Source organism: Kribbella sp. NPDC050241 (genome assembly GCF_044459685.1).
In the GTDB taxonomy this organism is placed as follows: domain Bacteria; phylum Actinomycetota; class Actinomycetes; order Propionibacteriales; family Kribbellaceae; genus Kribbella.
In genome coordinates this window covers 217,392-241,687 of sequence record NZ_JBITJE010000005.1, presented here as the reverse complement: position 1 = coordinate 241,687, position 24,296 = coordinate 217,392, and the positions used below count along the sequence as shown (strand labels likewise).

15 protein-coding genes are annotated in these 24,296 nt (G+C 68.1%); 4 read left to right on the top strand and 11 right to left on the bottom strand.

The window, feature by feature from the left end; genetic code table 11:
• Window positions 1–4 precede the first annotated feature (4 nt).
• Genes ACIBG5_RS24695 through ACIBG5_RS24665 form a run of 7 tightly spaced genes read right to left on the bottom strand, consistent with a single transcriptional unit; the run spans window position 5 to window position 9,488 of the window.
• Window positions 5–1,870, bottom strand: coding sequence for a right-handed parallel beta-helix repeat-containing protein (locus tag ACIBG5_RS24695; protein ID WP_396393827.1), 1,866 nt, complete (start codon window positions 1,868–1,870; stop codon window positions 5–7).
• Between the two features lie 6 nt (window positions 1,871–1,876).
• A complete protein-coding gene (locus ACIBG5_RS24690; RefSeq protein WP_396393826.1) occupies window positions 1,877–3,736 on the bottom strand; it encodes a right-handed parallel beta-helix repeat-containing protein in 1,860 nt (619 codons plus the stop codon).
• Between the two features lie 26 nt (window positions 3,737–3,762).
• The gene (locus tag ACIBG5_RS24685; RefSeq protein WP_360440206.1) at window positions 3,763–4,557 is read right to left on the bottom strand and encodes a hypothetical protein; all 795 of its coding nucleotides are present in this window, start codon (window positions 4,555–4,557) and stop codon (window positions 3,763–3,765) included.
• A gap of 8 nt (window positions 4,558–4,565) precedes the next feature.
• Window positions 4,566–6,482 (bottom strand): hypothetical protein, encoded by a 1,917-nt coding sequence (locus ACIBG5_RS24680; protein WP_396393825.1) that lies wholly within the window; start codon window positions 6,480–6,482, stop codon window positions 4,566–4,568.
• Complete coding sequence (locus ACIBG5_RS24675; protein WP_396393824.1) at window positions 6,479–7,357, bottom strand: carbohydrate ABC transporter permease; 879 nt, start codon at window positions 7,355–7,357, stop codon at window positions 6,479–6,481. The genes ACIBG5_RS24680 and ACIBG5_RS24675 overlap by 4 nt, the downstream gene beginning before the upstream one ends.
• Entirely contained in the window at window positions 7,354–8,223 is an 870-nt protein-coding gene (locus ACIBG5_RS24670; RefSeq protein WP_396393823.1) for a carbohydrate ABC transporter permease, read from the bottom strand. The genes ACIBG5_RS24675 and ACIBG5_RS24670 overlap by 4 nt, the downstream gene beginning before the upstream one ends.
• A complete protein-coding gene (locus ACIBG5_RS24665) occupies window positions 8,220–9,488 on the bottom strand; it encodes an ABC transporter substrate-binding protein (protein WP_396393822.1) in 1,269 nt (422 codons plus the stop codon). Before ACIBG5_RS24665 ends, ACIBG5_RS24670 begins: the two co-directional genes overlap by 4 nt.
• Before the next feature lie 178 nt (window positions 9,489–9,666).
• Here ACIBG5_RS24665 and ACIBG5_RS24660 point away from each other — a divergent pair, with 178 nt between their 5' ends.
• The 4 genes from ACIBG5_RS24660 to ACIBG5_RS24645 are packed head-to-tail and all read left to right on the top strand — an operon-like array spanning window position 9,667 to window position 16,812.
• The gene (locus tag ACIBG5_RS24660) at window positions 9,667–10,785 is read left to right on the top strand and encodes an FCD domain-containing protein (RefSeq protein WP_396393821.1); all 1,119 of its coding nucleotides are present in this window, start codon (window positions 9,667–9,669) and stop codon (window positions 10,783–10,785) included.
• A complete protein-coding gene (locus tag ACIBG5_RS24655) occupies window positions 10,778–11,599 on the top strand; it encodes an amidohydrolase family protein (RefSeq protein ID WP_396393820.1) in 822 nt (273 codons plus the stop codon). Before ACIBG5_RS24660 ends, ACIBG5_RS24655 begins: the two co-directional genes overlap by 8 nt.
• Window positions 11,596–14,025 carry a glycosyl hydrolase family 95 catalytic domain-containing protein gene (locus tag ACIBG5_RS24650; protein WP_396393819.1) on the top strand — a complete coding sequence of 810 codons (2,430 nt, stop codon included), beginning with the start codon at window positions 11,596–11,598 and terminating at the stop codon, window positions 14,023–14,025. Before ACIBG5_RS24655 ends, ACIBG5_RS24650 begins: the two co-directional genes overlap by 4 nt.
• A gap of 30 nt (window positions 14,026–14,055) precedes the next feature.
• Window positions 14,056–16,812 carry a glycosyl hydrolase family 95 catalytic domain-containing protein gene (locus ACIBG5_RS24645; RefSeq protein WP_396393818.1) on the top strand — a complete coding sequence of 919 codons (2,757 nt, stop codon included), beginning with the start codon at window positions 14,056–14,058 and terminating at the stop codon, window positions 16,810–16,812.
• Here ACIBG5_RS24645 and ACIBG5_RS24640 read toward each other — a convergent pair.
• The 4 genes from ACIBG5_RS24640 to ACIBG5_RS24625 form a co-directional block, all read right to left on the bottom strand.
• On the bottom strand, window positions 16,799–17,848 hold the full coding sequence (locus ACIBG5_RS24640) for a TRM11 family SAM-dependent methyltransferase (RefSeq protein WP_396393817.1): 1,050 nt from the start codon (window positions 17,846–17,848) through the stop codon (window positions 16,799–16,801). The two genes, ACIBG5_RS24645 and ACIBG5_RS24640, sit on opposite strands and share 14 nt — an antisense overlap.
• Before the next feature lie 141 nt (window positions 17,849–17,989).
• Complete coding sequence (locus ACIBG5_RS24635) at window positions 17,990–20,965, bottom strand: glycoside hydrolase family 2 TIM barrel-domain containing protein (protein ID WP_396393816.1); 2,976 nt, start codon at window positions 20,963–20,965, stop codon at window positions 17,990–17,992.
• Between the two features lie 77 nt (window positions 20,966–21,042).
• Window positions 21,043–23,166 (bottom strand): beta-galactosidase, encoded by a 2,124-nt coding sequence (locus ACIBG5_RS24630; RefSeq protein WP_396393815.1) that lies wholly within the window; start codon window positions 23,164–23,166, stop codon window positions 21,043–21,045.
• Between the two features lie 99 nt (window positions 23,167–23,265).
• Window positions 23,266–24,273 (bottom strand): LacI family DNA-binding transcriptional regulator, encoded by a 1,008-nt coding sequence (locus ACIBG5_RS24625; RefSeq protein ID WP_396393814.1) that lies wholly within the window; start codon window positions 24,271–24,273, stop codon window positions 23,266–23,268.
• Between the last annotated feature and the right edge of the window lie 23 nt (window positions 24,274–24,296).

Below are 24,296 nucleotides of genomic sequence, written 5' to 3'. Positions count from 1 at the left end.
TCGCTCACCGCCCCGTCACGTCGTACGGGAAGCCGGGGAGGACGCCGATCTTGTCGTACTCCATCTTCGAGGCGTCGAAACCCTCCGCCCAGTTCGCGTTGGCGACCTGGTTGCACTGGTACGACTGGTACTTGTCGTCGGTCACCTGGCCGACCTCGATGTCGCTGAAGCTGAAGCCGCACCCACCGGCGTCCATGTGCACGCCCCGGGTTCCGCTGTCCGGCATCGACGCATCCGGGATCACGTCGGTGATGACCATCTGCTTGACCGTGTTCTGCACTGGATGCGGCTCCTGGTTGTCGACGCCGTAGGTGTAGAACGCGCCCATGTCACCGCTGTCCAGACCGGTCTCCTCCAGCCGGATGTAGGAGAAGTTGTTGCCGGACGCGTACTGCTCGCCGTCGGTCACCTCCGGACGCGACTCCAGGCTGATGCCGTACCGGGCGCTGTGCTTCACGACAACGTGCGAAACCTCGTTGTTGCCGGTGTCCATCAGCTCGATCCCTGCCGCGTCGCCCGGGACCAGCTCGCCGACGTGGTCGATGTAGAGGTTGGTGAACGTGTTGTGGTTCGCGACGTCGCCCTCGCCCGGGTACGGGCCTTCGACCTTGATGCCGTCACCACCGATGTTCTCCAGCAGATTGTCAGCGATCCTCACGTGGTCGTTGGCCGACAGCAGGTAGACACCGTGGTAGCCGGTGTCGTGCACGTGCAGCCCGGTCAGGTCGACGTTGCGGGTGTTGGTCAGCGTGACCGCGCCGTACCGGTTGCGGGTCATCTCGATCTGGCGGTCGTACTCCGGGTACTTGTGCTGCTGACCGGAGTCCCCGGCGCTGATCCAGCCCGAGCGGTACCACTGCATGAAGTCGGTGGCCGCGATCCCGAGTCCGTCGAACGCGATGTCGTGCAGCCGGCGCGCGGGCGAGACCCCGGCCAGCGACAGCACCTGGGTCTGCGTCGGGCGGAGGACCCGCTTGCCGTCCATCGTGCCGCCGCGCGGCTTGTAGTACAGCTCTTTGTTCGCCCAGTCCAGGTAGTACTCGTCCTCGGCGTCGAGGAGGTCGAGGGAGTTCTGGACGAAGTACCGGGAACCGGACCGGGAGTTCATCATCGCGTACCGGGTCCAGTAGTCCAGGATGACCTTGTTGTCCTTCCAGTCCGCGTTCTTGATCGGCACCGTGTCGGTGAACCAGCTCCACGACCCGCCCGACCAGATCATCAGCTGGGCCGGCCAGTCGGTGTAGCTGTTCAGGTTCCAGGTCTCGTTCCAGTCGCCCTCGGTGTAGCCGACCTGGTCGCGCAGGGCCTCCTTCTCCGGCTCGATCAGGACCGACTTCAGGTACGGCGCCCATTCGTCGTCCGACTGCCGGTTCGGGTACCGGGCCGTGGTGGCCCGCTCGCCGTCGACGTACAGCGTGTAGAACGGCTGGTCGATGTCGACCCCGGCCTTGAAGATTCCGTCCCGGTACGGCGTCCAGCCGGTGACCTCCTGCGCCGCCTCGAGCTCCGCCTTCCCCGGACCGTCCACGCTCCGGTACACGACCTTGTGCCCGTTCGACCCGGAGTCACGGTCGTCGAAGCCGATCGTCTTGGCCACCGGGTAGGTGCCCGCCTTCAGGTTGACCACCAGGTCACACGACATCCGCTGGTTCAGCCCGCGGGCCCGGATGGTGTCGCGAGCATGCTCGATCGTCCGCCACGGCTTGCGTTCGGTTCCCGGAGCCGCGTCGTCGCCGGTCGACGAAACCCAGAACGCGTCGCACTTGTCCTGCCCGGCCGCCGGGGCAGCGGCTCGCGCCGCCACCCCGCCGCCGAGGACGAGCGCCGGAAGGGCGAGCCCAGCGATCACTCCACCGATGAATCCACGCATCTCAGCTCACCGGCCCGACACGTCGTACGGGAAGGTGGGCAGGACGCCGATCTTGTCGTACTCCATCTTCGTGGCATCGAACCCGTCGACCCAGTCGGCGTTGGTCACCTCGTTGCACTGGTAGGACTGGTATTTCTGGTCGGTCACCTTCCCGACCTGGACGTTGCTGAACGCGAACCCGCAACCACCGGCGTCCATGTGGACGCCGCGAGTGCCACCCGCGTCCGGCATCGACGGATCCGGGATCACATCCCCGATCACCAACTGGTCGACGGTGTTCGTGACCGGATGCGGTTCCTGGTTGTCCACGCCGTACGTGTAGAACGAGCCCATGTCGCCGCTGTCCAGGCCGGTCTCCTCCAGCCGGATGTACTTGAAGCTGTTGCCAGAGGCGTACTGGTCGCCGTCGGTGACCTCCGGCCGGGACTCCAGGCTGATGCCGTAGCGGGCGCTGTGCTTCACCTCGATGTTCGAGATGGTGTTGTTGCCGGTGTCCATCAACTCGATGCCGGCCGCGTCGCCCGGGACCAACTCGCCGATGTGGTCGATGAACGTGTTGGAGATCGTGTGGTGGTTGCTCAGGTCACCTTCTCCCGGCCAGCCGCCCTCGACCTTGATGCCGTCGGCACCGATGTTCTCCAGCAGGCTGTCGGTGATCTTGGTGTGATCGTTGGCGAACAACAGGTAGACGCCCGTGAAGCCCGTGTCGGACAGCTGCAGCCGGGACAGGTCGATGTTGCTCGTGTTGGTCAGCGTGATCGCGCCGAACCGGTTCCGCGGCATCTCGATCTGCCGGTCGTACTCCGGGTACTTGTGCTCGACCCCGGCGTCGCCACCGGCCACCCAGCCGTTGCGGTACCAGCTGACGAAGTCGGAGTACTGCACCCCGAGTCCGTCGAAGCTCACGTCGTGCAGCCGGTCCTGCGGCGACGATCCCGCGAGGTTCAGGACCGTCTTCACGGTCGGCCGGAGCACCTTGATGCCGTCCAACGTTCCGCCGCGCGGCTTGTAGTAGACCTCACCGGCCTTGGCGTCGAGGTAGTACTCCCCCGGCTGGTCCAGGAAGCTCAGCGAGTTCTGGAAGAAGTACCGCGATCCGCCGTTGCTGTTGACCATCGCGTACCGGGTCCAGTATTTCAGCGTCGTCTGGGTCTTCTTGAAGTTCGTGTCGAGCAACGGGATCGTGTCGGTGAACCACGACCACGAGCCGCCCGACCAGATCGTCACCGACGCCTGGCTCATATCCCAGGTCGGGTCCCAGTCGCCCGGCGTGCCCCACAGCCAGTTGTGCACGTCCATCTTGTCCTCTTCGTAGAGGATCGATCGCAGGTACGGCGACCACTGCTCGTCGCTGCCGCGGTTCGGATAGCGCGCGTTGGTCGCCCGCTTCCCGTCCTCGAAGAGCGTGTAGAACGGCTTGGACGCATCCACCTTCGCCTTGTAGATGCCGTCCTTGTACGGCTCCCAGCCCGTGATCTCCTCGGCACCTTGCAGCGTCGCCTTGCCCGGACCGTCGGCACTGCGGTAGATCACCCGGTGCCCGTTCTTGCCGGAGTCGCGCTGGTCGAAGCCGATCGTGGACGCGACCGGGTACTCGCCGGCCTTCAGGTTGACGGTGATGTCACAGTTCATCCGGTCGTTGAGGTGCTCGTCCCGGATCTCGTCGCGAGCCCGGGTGATCGTCTTCCACGGGTTCTTCTCGGTCCCCTTGGCGGCGTCGTTGCCGTTGGGTGCGACGTAGAAGCTGTCGCACCTGGCCGCACCGGCGGGCTGGGCGTTGAGTTGGACGGCCGCGACGGTCACCAGGGCAGCCGCGACCACCCCGGCGCCGACGCTGAGCGCCGTACGCCTGGTTCTCTTGGACATGTTGGGCGGGGTCCTCTCTCGGAGGGTCAGTCGCCGGCGTTGCCGTTCTGGCTTCGCCAGCGCTCGTACTCGAGGCGGGTCTTCTCGGTCAGGGGGTAGTAGTCGCGCAGCGGGGCGCCCTCGTCGATCCGGGCCCGGCTGAACTTCTCCCACGCGTCGTGCTCGGCGGCTGCCTCGACGACCGCCTCCGCGCGGCGCCGGGGTACGACGACCGCACCGTCGTCGTCGGCGAGCACCAGGTCACCGGGCAGCGTGAGGACGCCGCCGACCGCGACCGGGACGTTGTAGGCCCACGGGAACAGCTCGGCCTGGGACGCGTAGTGCGGGGTGGCTCCGGTGGACCAGATCGGTACGTCGAGCTGCGACACCCTGGGAACGTCGCGGATCCTGCCGTCGATCACGATGCCGGCGCCACCACGGAGCTTGAAGTAGCGGACCAGCATGTCGCCGAAGCAGCCGGTGGTGTGGCTGCCGTAGGCCTGGACCACCAGCACGTCGCCGGGCTGTACCTCGTCGAGCACGGCCCACAGCGCCGTACTGCGCTCGATGTACTCCTGGGTCTGGCCGTCGGCGATGTCCTCCCGCTGCGGCATGAACTGCAGGGTCAGCGCCCGGCCGACCACCTTCTTGCCGGGGAACATGCTGGTCGGTCCGTCGACGAAGGTCCGGCGGATGCCCTGGCCGTGCAACCGGGCGCAGGCGGTCGCCGACCCGATCTCGGCCAGCCGGGACACCAGCCCGGGATCCGATGGCGGCGGGGTGTCGCCGCGCACCGGCAGGTCCCAGACCGGTACCACCGGGGCTTGTTCCGTGCTGCTCATATGTCTCCTCAGGAAAGCGCCAGGTGTGCGGCGCGGTAGGTGTTTCTGGTCAGCCGGAGCTCGAGCCTGATGGTCCGGCCCGGCGGCATCGTCACTTCGAGTCTGTTGCTGCCGACAACGACCGTGCGGGTGCCCGGAGTCGGTGGCGGGGAGGTGTACGCCGGGGACGGTCCGGGGTACTCCCCCGTCGCGGTGGACACGGTGGCCTCGTCGATCCGGTCGGTGCCGAAGCTGCCGGCCTGGACGATCACGCGGCGGGTCTGGGTCGCGGACAGGTTGACCAACTGCAGACAGGTCCGGTCCGGCTCGACCGTGTCGACCAGTGCGGCGACGTCGGCCGGTAGGCCGGGACGCCCGCGATCGGGGTCGAGGTACAGGACCCGGAGCGGCAGCAGACCACCGTTGTACAGGAGTTGCGGTGTGCCTGTGGTCAACTGCAACAGGGCTTCGGTCGCGACCGGGTTGTGCCGCTGCCAGTGATGGATGTTCAGGTCGGCCGGATCGGTAGTGTCGACGGCCATCAGATCCATCCGGCGCTGTACCTGCGACAGCGCGACGCCCAGCATCGCCTCCGGGTACCCAGGGTTGTCCCCGTCGAGGTACGCCAGCCAGGGTGCTTCGTGCCCGGCGTCCTCCTTGTTCCGGAAGTCGCGGACGGTTCGCCAGTCGTAGCCGCTGCGCTCCCTGAGCTGCCGCAGCCGATCGCGATCCGAGGACTCGAACGCTGCCTGCCACAACCAGATCGGCAACCCCAGCTGCGGCGGCTGGTAGTCGAACCAGCCGTCGTCTCCGTGCCGATTCGGGATCAGCAGGGTCGGCTTCGCGCAGTCGTCGCCGAGCTCGGCCTGCCAGCGGTCCCGGATACTCAGCTCGGTCTCGTCGACCGCGCCCGTGACGCCGCGCTCGTAGAGGTGGTCAAGCAGGTGCCTGGCGATGTCGAGCCGCTTGGAGTCACCGGTCAGCACCGCGCCGTTCAGTGCTGCGATGCAGGCGGCCGAGCCGACGCTGTAGACACCGTGCGGCCAGTTCCAGCCGTAGTTGCCGCCGTACCAGCGGCCGTCGTGCAACTCGCCGACGATCCCGCTGGGCCCGACGTTGTCCGGGACGAGTCCGTCGTTGGCTGCAGCCCTTTCCTGCCAGGCGTCGAGGTACTCCAGTGTCCACGCGGCGAACCGGTCGTTGTGGTCGTAGAGCCACGCGTTCGCGGTCAGGGTTGTGGCGGCCAGGTTGACCGCTGTGTCGCCCGCACCTTGGCGGCGGATCATCTCCGCACCCATCAGGTCCGCGTTCGCCGGATCCTTCAGGTCGTCCCAACTGGAGATCCCCGGTACGCCGGACAGCGGCAGCCCGAAGATGCGCATGTTCGTCAGGTCGGCGCCGTACGAACGCCACTCGTCGTTGATGCCCCAGCGCGGACCACCACCGCCGTTGTGCGGTGCGCGGATCGTGCGCGTCGCCGGGTCGTAGTTGCCCGCCGGTGAGCCGGGCAGGTAGAGCTCCGCGAACCGGTACGCCCGCTCGCGGAACACCTCGTCGCCCGGATCGGCCGCACACAAGGCGTAGAAGAAGATCATCGACTCACCGATGTGGAACCAGTCGTAACCGCGCTCGAACTCGTCGACCAGGAAGCCCAGGTCGGTGAGTTGGCGGGTGACGCCTTCCCAGTGCCACTTGGCCACGTCGATCAGGTCGTCCGCACCGCCGAGCTGGTAGAGCACGGGCCAGTTCACGAACGCCTCGTAGAAGTCGTCCGCGCCGTCGCGGCTCTGCACCGGTCCGGCGTAGCGCAGGCTGCCGTCGGGCAGGCAGTACCGCTCGCGGAACAGCCACCAGCCCTCGTCCATCACGTCGAACAGGCGGCGCTGCATGATCGCCCACGCGGGCGGGGCGCCGATGGGGGTCTCGGCAACAATCGGTTCGGTCATCCCTTGGTCGCCCCCGCAGTCAGGCCGCTGATCACGTGCCGCTGCAGCAGCACGAAGACCACCAGCAACGGAGCTACCGCGAGCAGCAGCGTCGGGAACACGACTGTGTAGTCGGTCGAGTACTGGCTCACCGCGGCGTACACACCGGTGGTGACGGTGTAGAGACCGCTGCCGGGGCCGAGGATGATCTGCGGGTTCACGAAGTCGTTCCACACCGAGAAGGTGTTCAGGATGACCATCGTCACGACCGCCGGCTTCATCAGCGGGAACACGATCGACCAGAAGATCCGGTGCTTGCCGGCTCCGTCCACCGCAGCCGCTTCATCCAGGCTGGCGGGGATCGTCGTGATGTAGCCGGCGTACAGGAAGATCGAGAACGGCAGGGTCAGCGTCGTCTCGAACAGCACGAACCCCGGGATGGTCCCCATCAGCCCGAGGAACTTCAGCGTGTAGACGACCGGGATGACCAGCACCTGGCTCGGGATGAACGTGCCGGCCACGAACAGCAGCAGGAGCATGCGGTAGCGGCGTTCACTGCGGCGCGCGATGACGTACGAGACCGGGCCGGCCAGCGCGACGGACAGGACGTTCACCGAGACCACGAACAGCGCGGTGACGGCGTACCCCTTGAGGATGTTGAAGTCCGGGTTCGTCCACGCCTTCTGCAGGTACTGCGTCGTCAGTTGGTCGGGCGACAACGAGAAGGGGTGGGCCAGGATGTCCTGCTGCGACTTGAACGCGCTGACCACGAGCAGGTACATCGGCACCAGCATCAGCACGCTGGTCACGATCAGGAACGCGATCCGGCCGGCACCCTTGGTGCGCATCGGCTTGAACTGCAGCGTCGCCACCCGAGGCATGCGGATGGCGCTCATCCCTTCACCCCTTGATCGGCTCTGGATCGCAGCCGCGCGACCGTCAGGGCGAGACCGGCGGTGACGATCATCAGCACGACGCTCTGCGCCGACCCGAACCCGAGCGCGTTGTTGTGGAACGAATCCCACAGGATCAGGTACGCCGCCGTCTGCGTCGAACCGGCCGGACCACCACCGGTCAGCGACACGACGAGGTCGTACGTCTTCAGCAGCGTGACCAGCGACAGCACGAGGTTCACGGTGACCACCGGCGCGAGCGCCGGCAGCGTGACGTTGCGGAACGTCTGCCGCGCCGACGCACCATCGATCCGGGCCGACTCGAGCAGATCCTTCGACACCGTCTGCAGTCCCGCGAGGTAGAGCACGACGTTCACTCCGAACCCAGCCCACACCAGTACGCCGATGAGACTCGCGAGCGCCCAGATCGGGTTGGACAGGAACGGCAGCACCTCAGCGCCCTTGGTGGTGAGCCAGCCGTTCACGACACCCGACGTACCGAGGACCGCGCTCCACAAGAACCCGACGACCAAAGCACTGAGCACGTGGGGATAGAAGAGGATCACGCGGAAGAACGAGTTGAGCCGGGACGCGCCGTTCACCAGCAGGGCGAACCCGAGACCGAGCACGCTCAGGAGGACGGTGCCGACCGCGGCGATCACCAGCGTGACCCAACCGGCCCGGAGCGCCTCCTCGCTCTGCGCGAGGTCGAGGTAGTTGCGCAGGCCGACCACCACCGGGTTCGCGCTGTACCCGTTCCAGTCGGTCAGGCTCAGGTAGACCGAGAGACAGACCGGGACGACGAGCATGACGACGAACAGCACCAGGGCGGGACCGACCATACTCATCGTGGTCAGTCGCGCTCTCACGACTTCGACCCCATCCAGCTGTCGATGCGGGTGGCCACGTCCTTGGCGCTCTTGCCGGTGTAGAGGCTCTGGACCGCCTTGTTCCATTCGCCGTTGAAGCCTGACGGCAGGGTGTTGGCGCCGTACCCCTCGCCCTGCGCGACGCTCTTGGGCGCCTGGTCGAGGATGTCCTGGACCCGCTGGCCGAGCGGAGTCAGCTTGTCGGTGAAGCCCTTCCGGAAGTTGCCGTCCTGCGCCAACTGACTCTGTACGGCGGCCTGATCGGTGACCAGGAACTGGACGAGCTTCACCGAGAGGTCACGCTGCTTGGTCGACTTCAGCACCATGTACGGCGCGGCCATCGTCACGCCCTGCGGACCCGGGTACGGCTGGCCGGCTTCGGTCGGAGCGGCGAACACGCCCAGGTCGAAGGTGGGCTTCTGGCTCTCCGCGGTACGGACGAACCAGCTGCCCATGATGTACATCGCGGACTTGCCGGTGAGGAAGTTGGTCTGCGCGTTCACGTCGTCGAGGCCGAGCGCGTTCTTGTCGACGTACCCGCTCTTGATCCAGGACTCGTAGCGCTGCAGCAGTGGGAGCATGCTCTGGCCGACGCCGAGCTGCTTGGAGCCGACCTGCTGGTACCAGTCCGGGTGCTTGGTGGCGATCGACGGGTCGCTGAGCTGCAGCAGCTGCAACCCGGTCACGTAGTCGCCGGCCGTCTGCAGCGGCAGGTAGCCCGCGGCCTTCAGCTTGCCCATCGCGGCGGTCAGCTCGTCGAGGTCCTTGGGCGGCGAGGCGATGCCGGCCTTGGTGAACGCGTCCTTGTTGTAGAAGACCAGCGACTGCGCCTGCTGGCCGACGCCGACGGTGTAGACCTTGCCGTCCAGCGCTGCCTGCTGCGCCAGCGGTGTGTCCTTGGTCCAGGCCTGGTCGGTCAGCTCGAGCATCTGCGGCGCGAGCACCTTGTCGGCCATCAGCGTCTCGACCACGTCCGGAGCGTTTCCGGCCGCGAGCAGCTGCGGCAGCGAATCCTTCACGCCCGAGCCGGTCGGCGCCTCGATCTTCACGTCGACGCCGGGGTTGGCGTCCTCGAACGGCTTGACCAGTCCCTCCCAGTACCCCTTGGTCAGGTTGGGGGTGATGTTCACCAGCATCCGCACCTCACCGGTGGCGGCACCGGCCGAACCCTCGTCATCGAACCCGCCACCACCGCAGCCTGCCGCGCCCACCAGGATCACGACAGACGTCAGCAAACCGAGCTTCCGCTGAACCGAACGAGCCATTTCCGGGTCCTCCTCAGATCAACCCGGCATCGGGGGCGGCCGGGGCGTCGTTATCGAGTGACGATGCAGAGGACCGCGCTCAAGTGTCAACGTATAAACGGCAAACTGGACGTTCTGAGTCAGAAGTCCATGCCATATGGGGTCGACAGAACGACGTGAGCGGGGTCACCATGCAGCCATGCCCGATGCCGGAAGACCCAAGTCGCCGCTGACCCTGTCGTCGGCCGAGCGGGCCGCGCTGACCCATCTTGCCTCCGGTCCCCGGACCAGCGCAGCGATGCGCCTGCGCAGCCGGATCGTGCTCGCCTGCGCGGAGGGCGAGTCGAACAAGGACGTCGCGGACCTGCTCGCGGTCACTCCGGGCACGGTCGGCAAGTGGCGGCGGCGGTTCCTGCGGATGGGGATGGCCGGTCTCGACGACGGCATGCGCAGCGGCCGGCCCCGGATGGTCGACCGGATCCAACTCGGTGCGGTGGCGACAACATCGATGGCCGATTCCGGACACCTGCCCTCGACGCGCGAAATCGCGGCGACGCACGGCGTCTCGCAGTCGACGGTCTCACGCCGTCGCCGCGAGGAGTTGCACCGGCATCGCACCGGCGGCGGCGGGCTGGCGTTGCACGCGACGCAACCGGCTCCCCCGCCGTCGAGTGAGAACGAACTGCTGTCCGATCGTGTCTACGAGGCGATCCGCGGCTGGATCCTGTCCGGCGAACTGGCCCCTGGCATGCGCGTGGTCGAGTCCGAGATCGCCCGAGTCCTCGGAACCAGCCAGACACCCGCCCGGGAGGCCGTACGGCGCCTCGCCCACGACGGACTGGTGACGTACCGGCCGCGGCTGGGGAACTTCGTCACCGAGATCTCGCAGGTCGAGGCCCGCGAGGCGCGCGAGGTCCGGGTGCTGCTGGAGAGTGCGGCGGCCCGGCGTGCGACCGGGAACGTCCCGCACGCGGAACTGGACCTGCTGCGGATCGAGGTGCAGCGGATGACCGACGCCGCCGACCACCACGACATCGGCGCGTTCCGGGAAGCCGACCTGCGCTTCCATCGGCAGGTCCTGGCGACCAGCGGCAACTCGATGCTGCTCCGCGTCTGGCGCACCCTCGAGCCCGCCCTGTGGAACCTGCAGGTGGTCTCCAACGCCATGTACGCCGGCGACTGGGGCCTGATGGCGCGGCGGCACCTCGACCTGATCGAGGTGCTGTCCGGCACCGACCCCGAGGACTCCGCCCGCCTCTTCTCCGCCCACGCCCGCGGCGAGAGCTCCATCACCAGACCCGCGGGCCGCCATGATTGATGCCCACGTGCACGTGTGGGACACCGCACGGCGCGCCCTCCCGTGGCTGCCCGCTGGTCATCCCCTCCGTCGCGACTTCACTCTCGCCGACCTGTCCGCCGACCGGCCTCCCGACCTGTCCGCCGACTGGCCTCCCGGCCAGTCCGACGGCCGGCTTCCCGGCCTGGTACTCGTCCAGGCCGACGCCGACCCGGCCGAGGTCGTCGACCTGCTCGATCTCGCGGCCACCACACCTTCGGTCGCCGGCGTCGTCGGGTGGTTCGACCTCCGCAACCTGCCGGCCGATCTGCCGGGCGACCCCCGGCTGGTCGGCATCCGGAGCCCACCGGCCGACCAGACTGATCCCGACGCCCTGACCGATCCCGCGCACGTCCGCGGGGTGGGAGCCGCCACCGACGCCGGTCTCGTCATCGACCTCCTCCTCCGCCCACCCGCCCTGATCGGCGCCGCCCGACTCGCTTCCGTCGTACCCGAGGCACGCCTGGTGCTCGACCACCTCGGCAACCCCACGACCGCCGACGCCACCTGGCGCACCGGCCTCCAGGCTCTCGCCGAGTGCCCGAACGTGACCGTGAAGCTCTCCGGCACCGCCCACCTGCCGCCCGACGACCTCGCCGAGCTCGTCGACGTGGCCCTCGACCTCTTCGGCAGCGACCGGTTGATGTTCGGTTCGGACTGGCCCGTGTGCACACTGTCGGCCGGCCGTTCCGAGGTTGTCCGCCGTACCGCTGACTTGCTCCCCTCCGCCACACACAACGACGTGTTCCGCGGCACCGCCCAGCGCACCTACCGCCCCAGGGAGACCGCCCCATGACCGAATACACCCGACGCCAGGTCCTGCGGACCGCCGGCGCCGCGGCCGGCACCGCTGTCGTCGCCGGCGCACTCACCGATCCGCTCACCGCCGCTGCCGCCTCGCCGACTCCTGGCAGCGACACCAATCCACTGAAGCTCTGGTACACCCAGCCCGCCATCGAATGGCTCCAAGCACTTGCCATCGGCAACGGCCGGCTCGGGGCCATGGTGTACGGCGGGACCGCGACCGAGCAACTGCAACTCAACGAGGACTCGATCTGGGCCGGCGGCCCGCACCAGTACGACGACCCGGCCGGGCGCGAGGTACTACCGGAGATCCGCCGGTTGATCGCCGAGGAGAAGTACCTCGACGCGCAGAACCTCGCGGACGAGCACTTCATGGGCCGCCCGACCGAGCAGATGCAGTACCAGCCGGTCGGCAACCTGACGCTGACCTTCCCCGGCATCACCGACACCGGTGTCTCCTCCTATTCACGCGACCTTGACCTGACCACCGCGATCACCTCCGTCACCTACGTCCACGCCGGCGTCCGCTACACGCGCGAGGTCTTCGTCAGTCATCCGGCGCAACTCTTGGTGATGCGTTTGACGGCGGACACGCGCGCCACGCTCACCTTCGACGCAACCTTCAGCACCGAACAGGCCGCAACCGCGGACCGCTTCGACGACCGCACGCTGGCACTCAACGGGATCAGCGGCGACGCCGAGGGCCTGACCGGCTCGGTCAAGTTCTGCGCGCTCCTCCGCGCCTTCGCCGAGGGCGGTTCGACGATTGTTGCCGACGGCAACCTCTCGGTCGTCGGCGCGGACGCGGTCACACTGGCCTTCTCGGTCGGCACCAGCTACCGCAACTACCAGGACGTCAGCGCCGACCAGGTGGCGCGTGCCGCAGCGCCGTTGCCCAACGAGCGTCCGGCGTACGGGCGGCTGCGGCACGACCACGTCGAGGACTACCGCCGGCTGTTCGGGCGCCTGGACATCGATCTCGGTACGTCGGACGCGGTCGCGCTGCCGACCGACCAACGGGTGCAGACGTTCCGCGACGGCGGTGACCCGCAACTGGCCGCGTTGTACTACCAGTTCGGCCGGTATCTGCTGATCTCCAGCTCACGCAGCCCCGGGCAACCGGCCAACCTGCAAGGCATCTGGAGCTACAAGATGCTGCCGGAGTGGCAGTCGAAGTTCACGCTGAACATCAACTGCGAGATGAACTACTGGCCGGCCGGTCCGGCCAACCTCGCGGAATGCTGGGATCCGCTGTTCCAGATGATCTCCGAGCTCGCCGAGTCAGGCGCCCGGACGGCCGCGGCGATGTACGACGCTCCGGGGTGGGTCGCGCACCACAACACCGATGGCTGGCGAGGCACGGCCCCGGTCGACTTCGCGTTCTACGGTGTCTGGCCGACCGGTGGCGCATGGCTGTCGCTGCTGTTCTGGGAGCGATACGAGTACACCGGCGACCTGGAGATGCTGCGGCAGTACTACCCGGTGCTGCGCGGGTCGGTGGAGTTCTTCCTGGACCAATTGCAGACCGACGCGAAGACGGGCTGGCTGGTGACCAGTCCGTCGCACTCACCCGAGTTGAAGCACCACGATTACGACAACGTCGGCGTGAGCATGTGTGCGGGCCCGACGATGGACACCGAGATCCTGCACGACCTGTTCAAGGTGTTCGGCCAGGCCGCCGCACTGCTCGGCAAGGACTCGGCGATGGCCGCGCAGGTGGCCGAGGCACGGTCCCGGCTGGCACCGATCCAGATCGGCTACCTCGGCCAGATCCAGGAGTGGCTGATCGACTGGGAGGAGGCCGCGATGGAGACGAGTCGACATGTCTCACACCTGTGGGCCGTGTTCCCGAGCGACCAGGTCACCCCACGCCGTACGCCGGAACTCGCCGACGCGGCCCGGAAGTCGCTGGAACTGCGCGGTCCTGCGGTCACGGCCGGCTGGTCGCTGGCCTGGAAGCTGAACCTGCGTGCCCGGTTGCTCGAAGCGGACAACGCGTACAAGCACCTCACGCAGCTCCTCGCTCCCGGACGCACCGCGCCGAACCTGTTCGACCTGCACCCGCCGTTCCAGATCGACGGCAACTTCGGCGGCATCTCCGGTATCACCGAGATGCTCATGCAAAGCCACTCTGGTGAGGTCGCCCTCCTGCCCTGCCTGCCCGCCGCCTTTGCGGATGGACGGATCCGGGGTCTGCGAGCCCGCGGCGGCTTCGACCTGGATCTGTCCTGGTCCCAGGGCAAGCTCACCCAGGCTCGCATTCATTCGCTGCTGGGCAACCGGCTGCGGCTGCGCACCGGCGTACAGGTCGACGTGAAGTCCAGCGCCGGTCCGGTCGCCTTCGCGCGACCCGAGGACGGCGTCGTCGAGTTCCGCACCCGGCGGGGCGTCGACTACTTCGTCGAGCCGCGCCCCTGACCTGTCGCAACCGCCCCGAAAGGTTCCAGCATGCCTGTTGGTCGATGGACCCTGCCCATACTCGTCACGCTGCTTGCCACCAGCGCCGGTTCGCTCGCCGCGGCCGGCCCGATCCCCCAGTCCGAATCCCGCCCGACCACCGCCTGGCACGACGGTGCTCTGCGCACCGATCCGGCCGGCCTCGTCGCACGATCCGATCTCGTCCAGGAAGGACCGCCCTGGCGTGCGTACCAGGCCATGCCACTCGGCAACGGCGTCCTCGGCGCCGCGGTCTGGGCCGAGAAGGGCTTCAGCGCCCAGCTCAACCGGGTCGACACCTTCCCCGATCTGAAGTCCGCCGGCCGGCTCGTCGTACCCGGTCTCGATCCGCTGATGCGCGCGTCCGACTACAAGGGCCGATTGGCGTTGTACGACGGCCAACTCGTCCAGAGTGGTGGCGGAATGTCGGCCCGCTCGTACGTGCGGGCCGACGCCGACCAGTTCGTGCTCGAGGTCACCGGTGCCGATCCCGGCAAAACACAGACCGCTGATCTCAAGCTCTGGGCGGGTCGCACGCCGACCACGAGCGCGTCCGGTGCGGTCGCAGCGCTGGCAGAGACCTTCAAGGACGAGGCATCCGGAGGTGTCACCGGTGCGGTCGCCGCACTGACCGCGCGGGCCCGGGACGTGTCCGCGACCGTGGTCGACCCGCTGACGGTCCGGCTCACCTTCCGGCCCAATCGTGACGGCAGCTTCCGGCTCGTCGTCGGCGTACCGTCGTACAAAGGAGGCGATGTGAAGGCGGCCGCCCGCCACGCGGTGGTCGAGTCGCACAGCAACCATCTCGCCTGGTGGCATGACTACTGGGCCAAGGCGGCGCCGATGCGGATCACGTCCGCCGACGGCACCGGCGAGTACGTCGAGAACCTCCGTACGCTGCAGCTCTACACGATGGCCGCGTCGATGCGTGGCCCGGTTCCGAGCACCCATGGCGCCGTGGTCCGGATGTTCTCGTCGTCCCAGGACCAGGCCGACTGGGATCAGGATGCGTACTGGCACTTCAACCTGCGCATGCTCGTCTCGGCGAATCTCGGTGCGGGCGTCGGCGATCTCAATGCGCCGTACTTCGACTTCTATCTCGACCAGGCGCCGGCGATGAAGGAGTGGACCCGCACGCACTGGACCGGCGCGCGCGGGATCTGCGTGCCCGAGTTCCTGCGGTACGACGGGACCGCGGACGGCTGTGACAACACGTCCGAGCCGAACTACACGACCCGGATCCTCAGCAGCGGGGCCGAACTGGTGAACAACATCTGGCAGCAGTACCGCTACACCGGTGACCGGGCACTGCTCAACCGCAGCTACCCGTTGATGCGGGAGGTCGCGGACTTCTACCTGTCGGCGCTGACACCTGGTGAGGACGGTTACCTGCATCTCGAGCACGTCAACGCACTCGAGGTGCAATGGGACACCAACGACCCCACACCTGACCTCGCCGGGATGCGGGTGATCTTCCCGATCGTCGCCGACCTCGCCTCGGCGCGAGGTGATGACGCGTTCGCCGGTCAGTTGCGTGACGCGGTCGGGAAGCTGCCGCCGTTCCGGACCGTGCAGCGTGGTGGCGAGGAGGTCCTCGCGTGGTCCGGTACCGATGAAGAAGCGCACAACACGCAGAACCCGGAGATGGAGGCACTGTGGCCGTGGGGTCTGTTCGACGAGACCTCTGGTCTGATGCAGGCGACGTACCGGCAACGGGTCTACCCGCAGGACAAGGACTGGGGGATGGATGCCACGTGGGCCGCGCGTCTGGGGCAGTCGGATGAGGTGAAACGCCTTCTGCTGAAGGGGATTGCGGACTTCCAGATCTACCCGAACGGGTTCACCGTCCACCGCCCGGGCCAGGAGGCGGTCCGGAACCACAGCTTCTACAACGAGTGGGGCGGGGTCGTGTCCACCGGTCTGCAGGAGGCGCTCGTCCAGTCGTACGACGGTGTGGTCGACGTCGCGCCGGCGTGGCCAAGCGACTGGGATGTGTCCGGGTCGGTGCAGATCGAGGGCGGTCACCGGATCAGCACCGAGGTGCACGGCGGCGTACCGAACCTGGTCGGGATCGAAGCGGGAAGCAAAGACACGCTTCGGGTGCGCAACCCTTGGCCGGGTCAGCAGGTGCGTGTGGCTGATGATCACGGCCGGGATGTCGTGGCTCCGACGACTGCTGACGTCTTGACGGTCCCGGTGGCTGCACACGCGTCGTACGTCGTGGAGCGGGTGGCTGTGCCGTTGTCGTCGTACCGGTTCGTGCCGTTGACCGGTGCGCCGGCCGACGCGGTGAAAACGGTTGGCAACCGGATACTCGGTGTGCCTGCGAGTGAGCCGCCGCTGCTCAGCGATCTGGTCAGTGTGCGGACGCCGGAGAAGCTGTCGAACCTCGTGAAGGCTCAGACGGGCGCGCCGATCTATGTGGATCGCAGCTACACGATCACCGATCTGCCGGCGCAGCTGACCGGGCAGGCGCTGGTACCGGGCGCCAACGATGACTCGAAGGCGACCGGTCCCATGGACTACCTCACGCTGGATCTGAGCCGGCCGGCCACTGTGTACGTCGCCTTCGACCCACGGGGCGAGGGCAACTGGTGGCCGGGATGGCTCAGCTCCTTCACTCGGACCGGCGAGACCGTTGGCACGACCGATCAACGGCTCATCCTGTTCAAGCACGACGTACCGGCCGGGCAGCTGGCGCTCGGGGCCAACTCCGGCATCGTTGACAAGGGCAACTCGACCTACATCACCTTCGTCACGCCGCGGTAGCCACCACGATCCGGGGATGCTGCCCGGCGACAGCGACGTCGTACACGTCGATGACCCGCCAGGCAGCATCCCCGATCATCCTGGCCGCCTGCTGGTGGTTCAGGATCGCGACCACGAGCCCGTCCGGCGCGAGGATCTCACGCCATTGCGCCAGGTACGGCGCGAAGCTTCCGATCCCCAACCGGACGTCCCAGGGTGGATTCGTGAGGATGCGATCCACCGGACCGTCGAGTCGGGCCGCGTCGCCGGTGCGCCAGAGGATGGACGAGTCGCGCGGCGAGTTCGTCCGCGCGGCCGCGACGGCGATCACCTCCCGATCGATCCCGCGGTACGTCGCTCCTGGCTCGATGGCCTGTGCTTCGAGAAGCAGCGTCCCCGCACCGCAGAACGGATCAAGGACCCTGTGCCCCGGGATGATGCGTGCCAGCCGGGCCATCGCGGCGGCCACCGGCGGATGCAGGCTGCCGGTGACCGTCTGCCGGCGCCAGACGCGGCGGTGCAACGGGACGTCGTACGGCCGGACGCCGATCCACAGCGTCTTGCCGTCGAGGATGACCCGCCACTCCGTCCGCTCGACCGGCGGAGCCTCGCCGGTACGGCGCGAGTGGTACCTCGCGCCCGACAGGTCCTGGATGCGGCCGCCGGCCAGGTCCTCGATGTCGAACCGGTTGTAGTTGCGCCGGCCCAGCGACGATGCGGTCACCGCGAAGTCCCCGGCATCGTGAGTCAGCTGTACGCAGGCTTCGGTGACGGCCGCTGCCAGATCCTGCTTGGTGCGCCCCGGGTCGGGAACGGCGGCCTGCACGACGAACAGGTCGTCGGCCAGGCGTGGTGGGCTGGTGATGATCGTCGCCGCGATGGGCTCGACGATGAGTTGTCGTTTGGACAGGTCGATCACCCGGTGGCTCGTCGCGGTCAGCTCCTCGGCCGCCAGTTGCTCCAAGCCCGTGACGGTTCGCACGAGTACCACCGGCTGCGAACCGGTGCGGAGGGCTTGGGTGATCGATTCTGCCGCGACTCTGCGCGCAGATCGCATGAAAGGTCTCCCGGTCAGCGGTCGGGAGCGGCCAGGTGGTCCGCTCCCGCATCGCCGGCCTCGGGCGGGTCGTGTCGAACACGACCGCTACAGCCTCGGACTGGCCAGCGGGGAGCTAGCTCAGTCGGAAGAAGTTCATGATCATGCGTCCGATCGTCCCACAGCGTGTTCGGGGCTGCGACCGAATTGATCGAACGTCAGGGTGAAGGTGTAAGGGCCTGGCTCGAGGGTGTGCTGCGGGGTCGCGGGTGGGCCGCAGGACGCAGAGCCCAGGCCGTTCTGGGCCAGGTCGAGGTTGAGGTAGACGTGGTCGCGCGGGGTCAGGTCGGAGCGGTGGCGGGCGCGTTCGAGATCCTCGGTGGTCCACCGGCGGGCGGTGAGCTGGAAGTGCGGCGCCCCCTCAACACGCAGGCCGTTGCCCTGGGCATCGGTCAGTTCTGCCCAGCGCACGTCGATCCGCGATCCGTTCTCCTGCGGTACGACGTACGGCGTCTGCAAGTCGTCGACCGTGCTTGTGTACCGCCCGACTCGGGCAGCCTCGCGACTGTCGGCGTACGCCTCTCCCGGCCCGCCTCCGAACCATCGGACTGTGTCCAGATTGCTCGGGACCACCATCCGTACTCCGACCCGCGGCCAACTCCCGCACCGCGGCGTCACCGCCGTACCGCTCCACTCGCCCTCAGGCTCCACGTCGACCGTCAGCCGCAACGCATCGTGGAGAGTCCACCGGTACGTCGCACGCACACCCACCCCAAGCCCATCAGGCGCCACCCGCGTCTGGACGAGGAGCTCCCTCTCGCCCACGTCCACCCGATCGACCCGATGCAGCAACCGATCCAACCCCGCCGCCCGCCAGTCCCCCACAACGCCGTTTCGCCCGCCCTGCCCGCAGTCGTTGTCCGTCGGGGCCCGCCACAAGTCCAGCTCTGGCCCGTCGACCTCGATCCCGCCGAGCCGAACCAGCCGACCGGTACTCCGCTCGAACTCCCCCACCCCGAGGACGATCCGCTCCCCACCCCCGCCTGACACGATCCGCTCCCTACCCCCGCCTGGCACGACCTGCTCCTGCACCACTCTCGCCACAGCCCGCTCCGGCTGCACCCCGCCCGGCACGACCCGCTCCGGCTGGGCCGGGCTCGACGCCCCCGCACTTCCGCCGTCCAGGCGGAACTGCGCCCAAGCCACCTCGTGTCCGGCGGCGGCCCACGCCTCGTCCTTCGCCAGCACCGCCCGCACCGTCAACCACCGCTCGCCATCCGGCGCCACCCCCGGCACCCCGTCCACACGGCGCCGAACCGGGGCATGCATCTCGACCGGTGACCGTAGGTCGGCGGTGGATCCTGCCTGGACCTCGGGGACCTCCAGACGGCCGGCGTCTACCTCCTCACCGTCCACCTCCTCCGACCACACGAACTCCAGGTCGTCGAGGGACGCGAAGGTGCGGAGGTTGTGGATCGTGAGCGGATCGGGGCCGGTGATCCGAACTGGCTCGATGACCTTCTTGTATTCGGCGAGCCCGGGTGACGGAGTGCGGTCGGGGAACAGGAGACCGTCGATGCAGAAGTTGGCGCCGTGGACCCGCTCGCCGAAGTCTCCGCCGTACACGTGGTCGGTTGCTCCGGGCAACAGCAGACCGTGGTCGATCCACTCCCAGACGAACCCGCCCTGGAGCCGCGGGTACCGCTCGAGGATGCGCTGGTAGTCGGCCAGCCCACCAGGACCGTTGCCCATGGCATGGGCGTACTCCGCGAGCAGGAAGGGCAACCCTCGGCGGCGGGTCTCCAGCTCGGGGTCGTCCTCGGTCTCCGGCGGCACGTCCTCGGTCCGGGTGCCGATCGCTTCGAGATCCTCGAGCGGCGTGTACATCAGGCTGTAGAAGTCGGAGAACTCATAGCTGCGGTCCCGCTCGTAGAACACCGCGCGCCCGGGATCGCGCTCGCGCGTCCACTCGGCGAGCGTGCCGAAGTTCCGTCCGCGGTGGCTCTCGTTGGCCAGCGACCAGACGACCACGCTCGGGTGGTTCTTGTCGCGCTCCACCATCCGGCGCATCCGGTCCAGCATCATCGGCGCCCAGTCCGGATCGTCGGCCGGGTTGCCGCGCCAGTCGGTGTAGATGAAGCCGTGGGTCTCGATGTCGCACTCGTCGATGACCCACAGCCCAAGTTCGTCGCACAGGTCGAGGAAGGCGGGATGCGGCGGATAGTGCGCCGTACGGACGGCGTTGAGGTTGTGCTGCTTCATCAGCACCAGGTCCTGCCGCATCGCCTCGACCGTGATCGCCCGGCCGCGGCGTTCGTCGTGCTCGTGACGGTTCACTCCGCGGAAGAACAGCGGGTGCCCGTTGACTGTGAGCAGCCCGTCGGTCATTGCGACGGTCCGGAAGCCGATCCGCAGTTCCACGGTCTCGCCGTCGACTGCGACCTGGGTGTCGTACAGACGCGGTACTTCGGCCGTCCATGGCTCGACGCGTGGGATCGTGACGGTCTCGGCTGGTCGCAGTTCGAGCCCGAGCTCCGGGATCGTGATCTGCGCGGACGACGGTTCGACGTCGACTCGCACCGTGCCGGCGCCGGTCAGATGGTCGTAGTCGGCGTGGACGAACACGTCGCCGATGAGCGGCCGGCTGAGCAGCGTCACGTCGCGGAAGATTCCCGGCAGCCACCACATGTCCTGGTCCTCGAGGTAGCTGCCCGACGACCACTGATGCACTCTCACCACCAGCAGATTCCGCCCGGGCTGCAGCAGGTCGCCGACGTCGAACTCACTCGGCAGCCGGCTGCCCTTCGCCGTTCCGACCTCGGTCCCGTTGAGCCAGACCTTGAAGCAGGAGTCGACGCCTTCGAAGCGGAGTACGGCACCATCTCGCGGCCAGTCGTCCGGGAGGTCGAACCAGCGGCGGTGATCGCCGGTCGGGTTCGCGTCCGGCGTCCGCGGCGGGTCGATCGGAAACGGGAACGCGGTGTTCGTGTACCGAGGCCGATCGTGCCCTCGCAGCACCCAATGCCCCGGGACTTCCAACTCGTCCCAGTCCACGTCCACGTCGCGCCGCATCACATCCGCCGGCGCCTCAGCCGGACCACTCCACAACTTGAACTCCCACCGCCCGTTGAGACTCACCCGCGGCCGCGAAGACCTCAACCAAGCCCGTGGCTCCCGGCATCCACTCCCCGGCGCCAAATCCTCGTAGTACGGAGTCATGCCGGCCCCTCCCGCAACACCCGAACATCCCAAGCCCCCAACTCGACCCGCCCCACCAAGCCCCCACCCAACACATCAACCATCTCCCCCGGTGCCTCAACAACCACCGCGTCCCCCGACCAGTTGTGCACAAACCACAACCGCTCCCCCACCCGATTGACCGCAGACAGAGCAGTCACAGCCTCCGGCACCCCACTCCACGGCGAGCCCGCACCCGCGGCGCGGTCGGTGGAGGTGGCGGGCACAGGGGAGGCATCGCCATCGGCGGGACGGGAGCGGGCGGGCAGGGCCGCGATCGCTCTGGCAAGTGCCGGGTCTGGGACGGTGCCGACGTAGGTCACGCGACCCTCTCCCCAGCGTTTGGTGGTGACGATCGGTCGTTGGGCTCCGGCGGGATGGGTGAACCACGCGACCGGATCGGCGTTGTCGACGAGCAGTGTCTCCGCCCAGCGCGTGGCGTGTCCTTCGAGGCCGCTTACCGGTAGGTCTTCGGCGAGGTTTTCGTATGCCTGGTAACGGAGGCCAGCCGGCTCGGACAGGCGGGGTGGGGCGGGCTCGGGGCGGGGGCGAGCCTCGAAATCTGCGTAGCCTGTGCGTGGGCCGATGATCAGGTGGCCGCCGGCTCGGGCGTACTCGCGCAAGAACTCCAGTTGTTGATCCGACGCGATGGAGAGGGCGGCGACCACCAGGGTCGGGTACTGCGCGACCAGGGCCGCGGGATCGTCGCCAAGGTGCTCGATGGGTAGGACGCCCGGGCGTAGGCCGGCGTCCAGGATGCCGGTGTAGAACGCGCTGACGATCGTCCGGTACGACGACTTGTCCGGCGCGCCAGCCGGATCCGCGAGCGGCGGCTGGAATTGGAGCGCCCAATCGCTCTCGACCGACCACACGACAGCCACATCCACGTCGGGCCGCAGCCCGACGACCGACGATCCGGCTCGCGCCAACTCGTCCCCGATCACCGCGATCTCGTCGTACACCCGGCCCGGTTGCAGATCGTGGCCGAGGATTCCGCCCCAGAACGTCTCCGCACCGTGGTGGATCGAGTGCCAATGCCAGTACTCGACCATTCGCGCGCCACGCGACACGAACGCCCAGGCGAGCTGCCGCAGCTGACCGTCGTACGGCGGCCGGTTCTGATGCGAACCACCGATCGACGTCGCATTCGTCTCGGTGACCAGGAACGGCTCGCCACGCGACCCGTGCACGCGATCCGCCGCCAGAAACAGCTCCGCGACACTCCGCCCGATCCACCCGACCTCGAGTGGCGACGGTCGCGCCGGCCGCTCCAGACCATCCTGCACGTCGACATAGATGTTGCCCGCCGCAACGTCCAGCCGCGACGTCAGCGGTACGTCGGCCACCGCCGGCCGATCGTAGGCCAGGCAGGTCGTCACGAACTGCTCCGGCCGCCGCAGTTCCCGAACCAACTCCGCCTGCCACCCGATGAACTCGGTCGTCCGCTCCGCCTGGAACCGTCGCCACGCCAGGTCGTACGACGGCGTGCTGTTCCCGTCCGGCCGCCACAGCTCGGACCAGTCGCTCAGCCGATGCGACCAGTACGTCAGTCCCCAGGCCGCGTTCAACGCCTCGACCTCGCCATAGGTCGCCCGCAAGTGAGCAACGAACGTGGAGAACGCCGCCGAGTTGTGCGCGAGCAACACCCCGGGCTCGTTGTCGACCTGGTAGCCGATCACGGCCGGATGGTCGCGATACCGCCCGACGATCCGCCGGATCACCCGCTCCGCGTGGAACCGGAACGCCGGCTGCCCGAAGTCCACCTCCTGACGGATACCCCACGGCACCCGCTCCCCGGTACGGCGCTCAGCCGCGATCTCCGGATGGGCACGCTGCAGCCACGGCGGTACGGCGTACGTCGGAGTCCCGAGTACGACATCGATCCCGCGCTCACCGGCCGCGTCGAGCACAGGCAGGATCCACTCGAGGTCGAACACGCCATCGCGTGGTTCCCAGGTCGACCAGACCGACTCACCGACCCGGATGGCGGTGATACCGGCCGCCGCCATCAGATCCAGATCGGTGCCGATCCGATCGCCGGCTTCCCGCGGCAGGTATTCCGGGTAGTAGGCCGTCCCGAGCACAACACGTGGCGGCAGCATGAGTAGACGCTAACTCATGCCGCGATCCGCGTGCAATCGTTTGCACACGAGGAATCCCAAACACAGCGAATCCCAGACAGGGAATCTGATGCAGGGAGTTCAGCTGGTTCGGATGCGGGCCCGGCGACGTGCCGGACCGGTGCTGGCCCGGACCACCAGCTCCGGCGTGAGCAGGTCCGGCCGAGGCCAGTCGTTCCCGGCGAGGCGCGTGGCGAGTTGCTCCCAGGCCAGCTCCCCCAGCCGAGCCCGCTCATTCCGCAACGACGTGAGCGGCGGCCGTGCGTACGCGGCGATCGGGATGTCGTCGTACGACGCGACCGACAACTCAGCCGGAACGTCGACGTCGTTGTCGTGCATCCAGCTGAGCAGCCCGACGCCGACCAGGTCGTTGAACGTGATCACCGCGGTCGCGCGACTGCTCAGCACGGTCGGCCCGGCGTCGTACCCGTGGTTGCCGGCCCAGCCGCCGTCGATCTCGTCCAACGTGACATCGAGGGATCGCGCAGTACGACGCAATGTCCGGCGGCGTTCACCGTCGGACCACGAGGACGCCGGACCGCCGACGTACAGGACTCTGCGGTGGCCTAGACCGGTGAGGTGTTCGAGCAGCAGCCGGCTCGCCGCCCGGTAGTCGATCGCGACCGCGCCCGCGTTCTTCACGGTCCGGTTGATGCACACCACCGGCACCGGCAGGGCCAGCGCCTTCTCCAGGCCGGCGCGGGTCAGGCGCGAACTGCAGAGCACGAGCGCACCGGAGTGGTCGACGAGTTCCTCGACCAGCCGCAGCTCCTCGGCCGGATCCTCACCGCTCTCCCCGATCAGCAACCGGTAGCCGCCGGCCCGCGCCGACGCCGCCAGGCCCTTGAGCACCTCGGAGAAGAACGGGTTCGTCAGGTCCGGCACGGTCACGCCGACCGTCAACGGCCGACCCAGCTTGAACTCCTGCGCCCGCTTGTCCGCGCGATAGCCCAGTTCCCCGGCCACCGCACGCACGTGCGCGACCACCTCGGGAGAGATCAGGTCGGAACCGTTCAGCGCCCGCGACACCGTCGACACCGACGTGCCCGCCTCGCGCGCCACGTCGATCAGCCGAACCCGCTCCGCCACCACTCACCTCTCACGTCTGCGGG

Bases quoted from the DNA above. Each gene is read 5' to 3' on its own strand.
- ACIBG5_RS24660 (WP_396393821.1), top strand. From the start codon at position 9,667: ATGCCCGATGCCGGAAGACCCAAGTCGCCGCTGACCCTGTCGTCGGCC.
- ACIBG5_RS24640 (WP_396393817.1), bottom strand. From the start codon at position 17,848: ATGCGATCTGCGCGCAGAGTCGCGGCAGAATCGATCACCCAAGCCCTC.
- ACIBG5_RS24690 (WP_396393826.1), bottom strand. From the start codon at position 3,736: ATGTCCAAGAGAACCAGGCGTACGGCGCTCAGCGTCGGCGCCGGGGTG.
- ACIBG5_RS24655 (WP_396393820.1), top strand. From the start codon at position 10,778: ATGATTGATGCCCACGTGCACGTGTGGGACACCGCACGGCGCGCCCTC.
- ACIBG5_RS24665 (WP_396393822.1), bottom strand. From the start codon at position 9,488: ATGGCTCGTTCGGTTCAGCGGAAGCTCGGTTTGCTGACGTCTGTCGTG.
- ACIBG5_RS24650 (WP_396393819.1), top strand. From the start codon at position 11,596: ATGACCGAATACACCCGACGCCAGGTCCTGCGGACCGCCGGCGCCGCG.
- ACIBG5_RS24680 (WP_396393825.1), bottom strand. From the start codon at position 6,482: ATGACCGAACCGATTGTTGCCGAGACCCCCATCGGCGCCCCGCCCGCG.
- ACIBG5_RS24685 (WP_360440206.1), bottom strand. From the start codon at position 4,557: ATGAGCAGCACGGAACAAGCCCCGGTGGTACCGGTCTGGGACCTGCCG.
- ACIBG5_RS24675 (WP_396393824.1), bottom strand. From the start codon at position 7,357: ATGAGCGCCATCCGCATGCCTCGGGTGGCGACGCTGCAGTTCAAGCCG.
- ACIBG5_RS24645 (WP_396393818.1), top strand. From the start codon at position 14,056: ATGCCTGTTGGTCGATGGACCCTGCCCATACTCGTCACGCTGCTTGCC.
- ACIBG5_RS24630 (WP_396393815.1), bottom strand. From the start codon at position 23,166: ATGCTGCCGCCACGTGTTGTGCTCGGGACGGCCTACTACCCGGAATAC.
- ACIBG5_RS24695 (WP_396393827.1), bottom strand. From the start codon at position 1,870: ATGCGTGGATTCATCGGTGGAGTGATCGCTGGGCTCGCCCTTCCGGCG.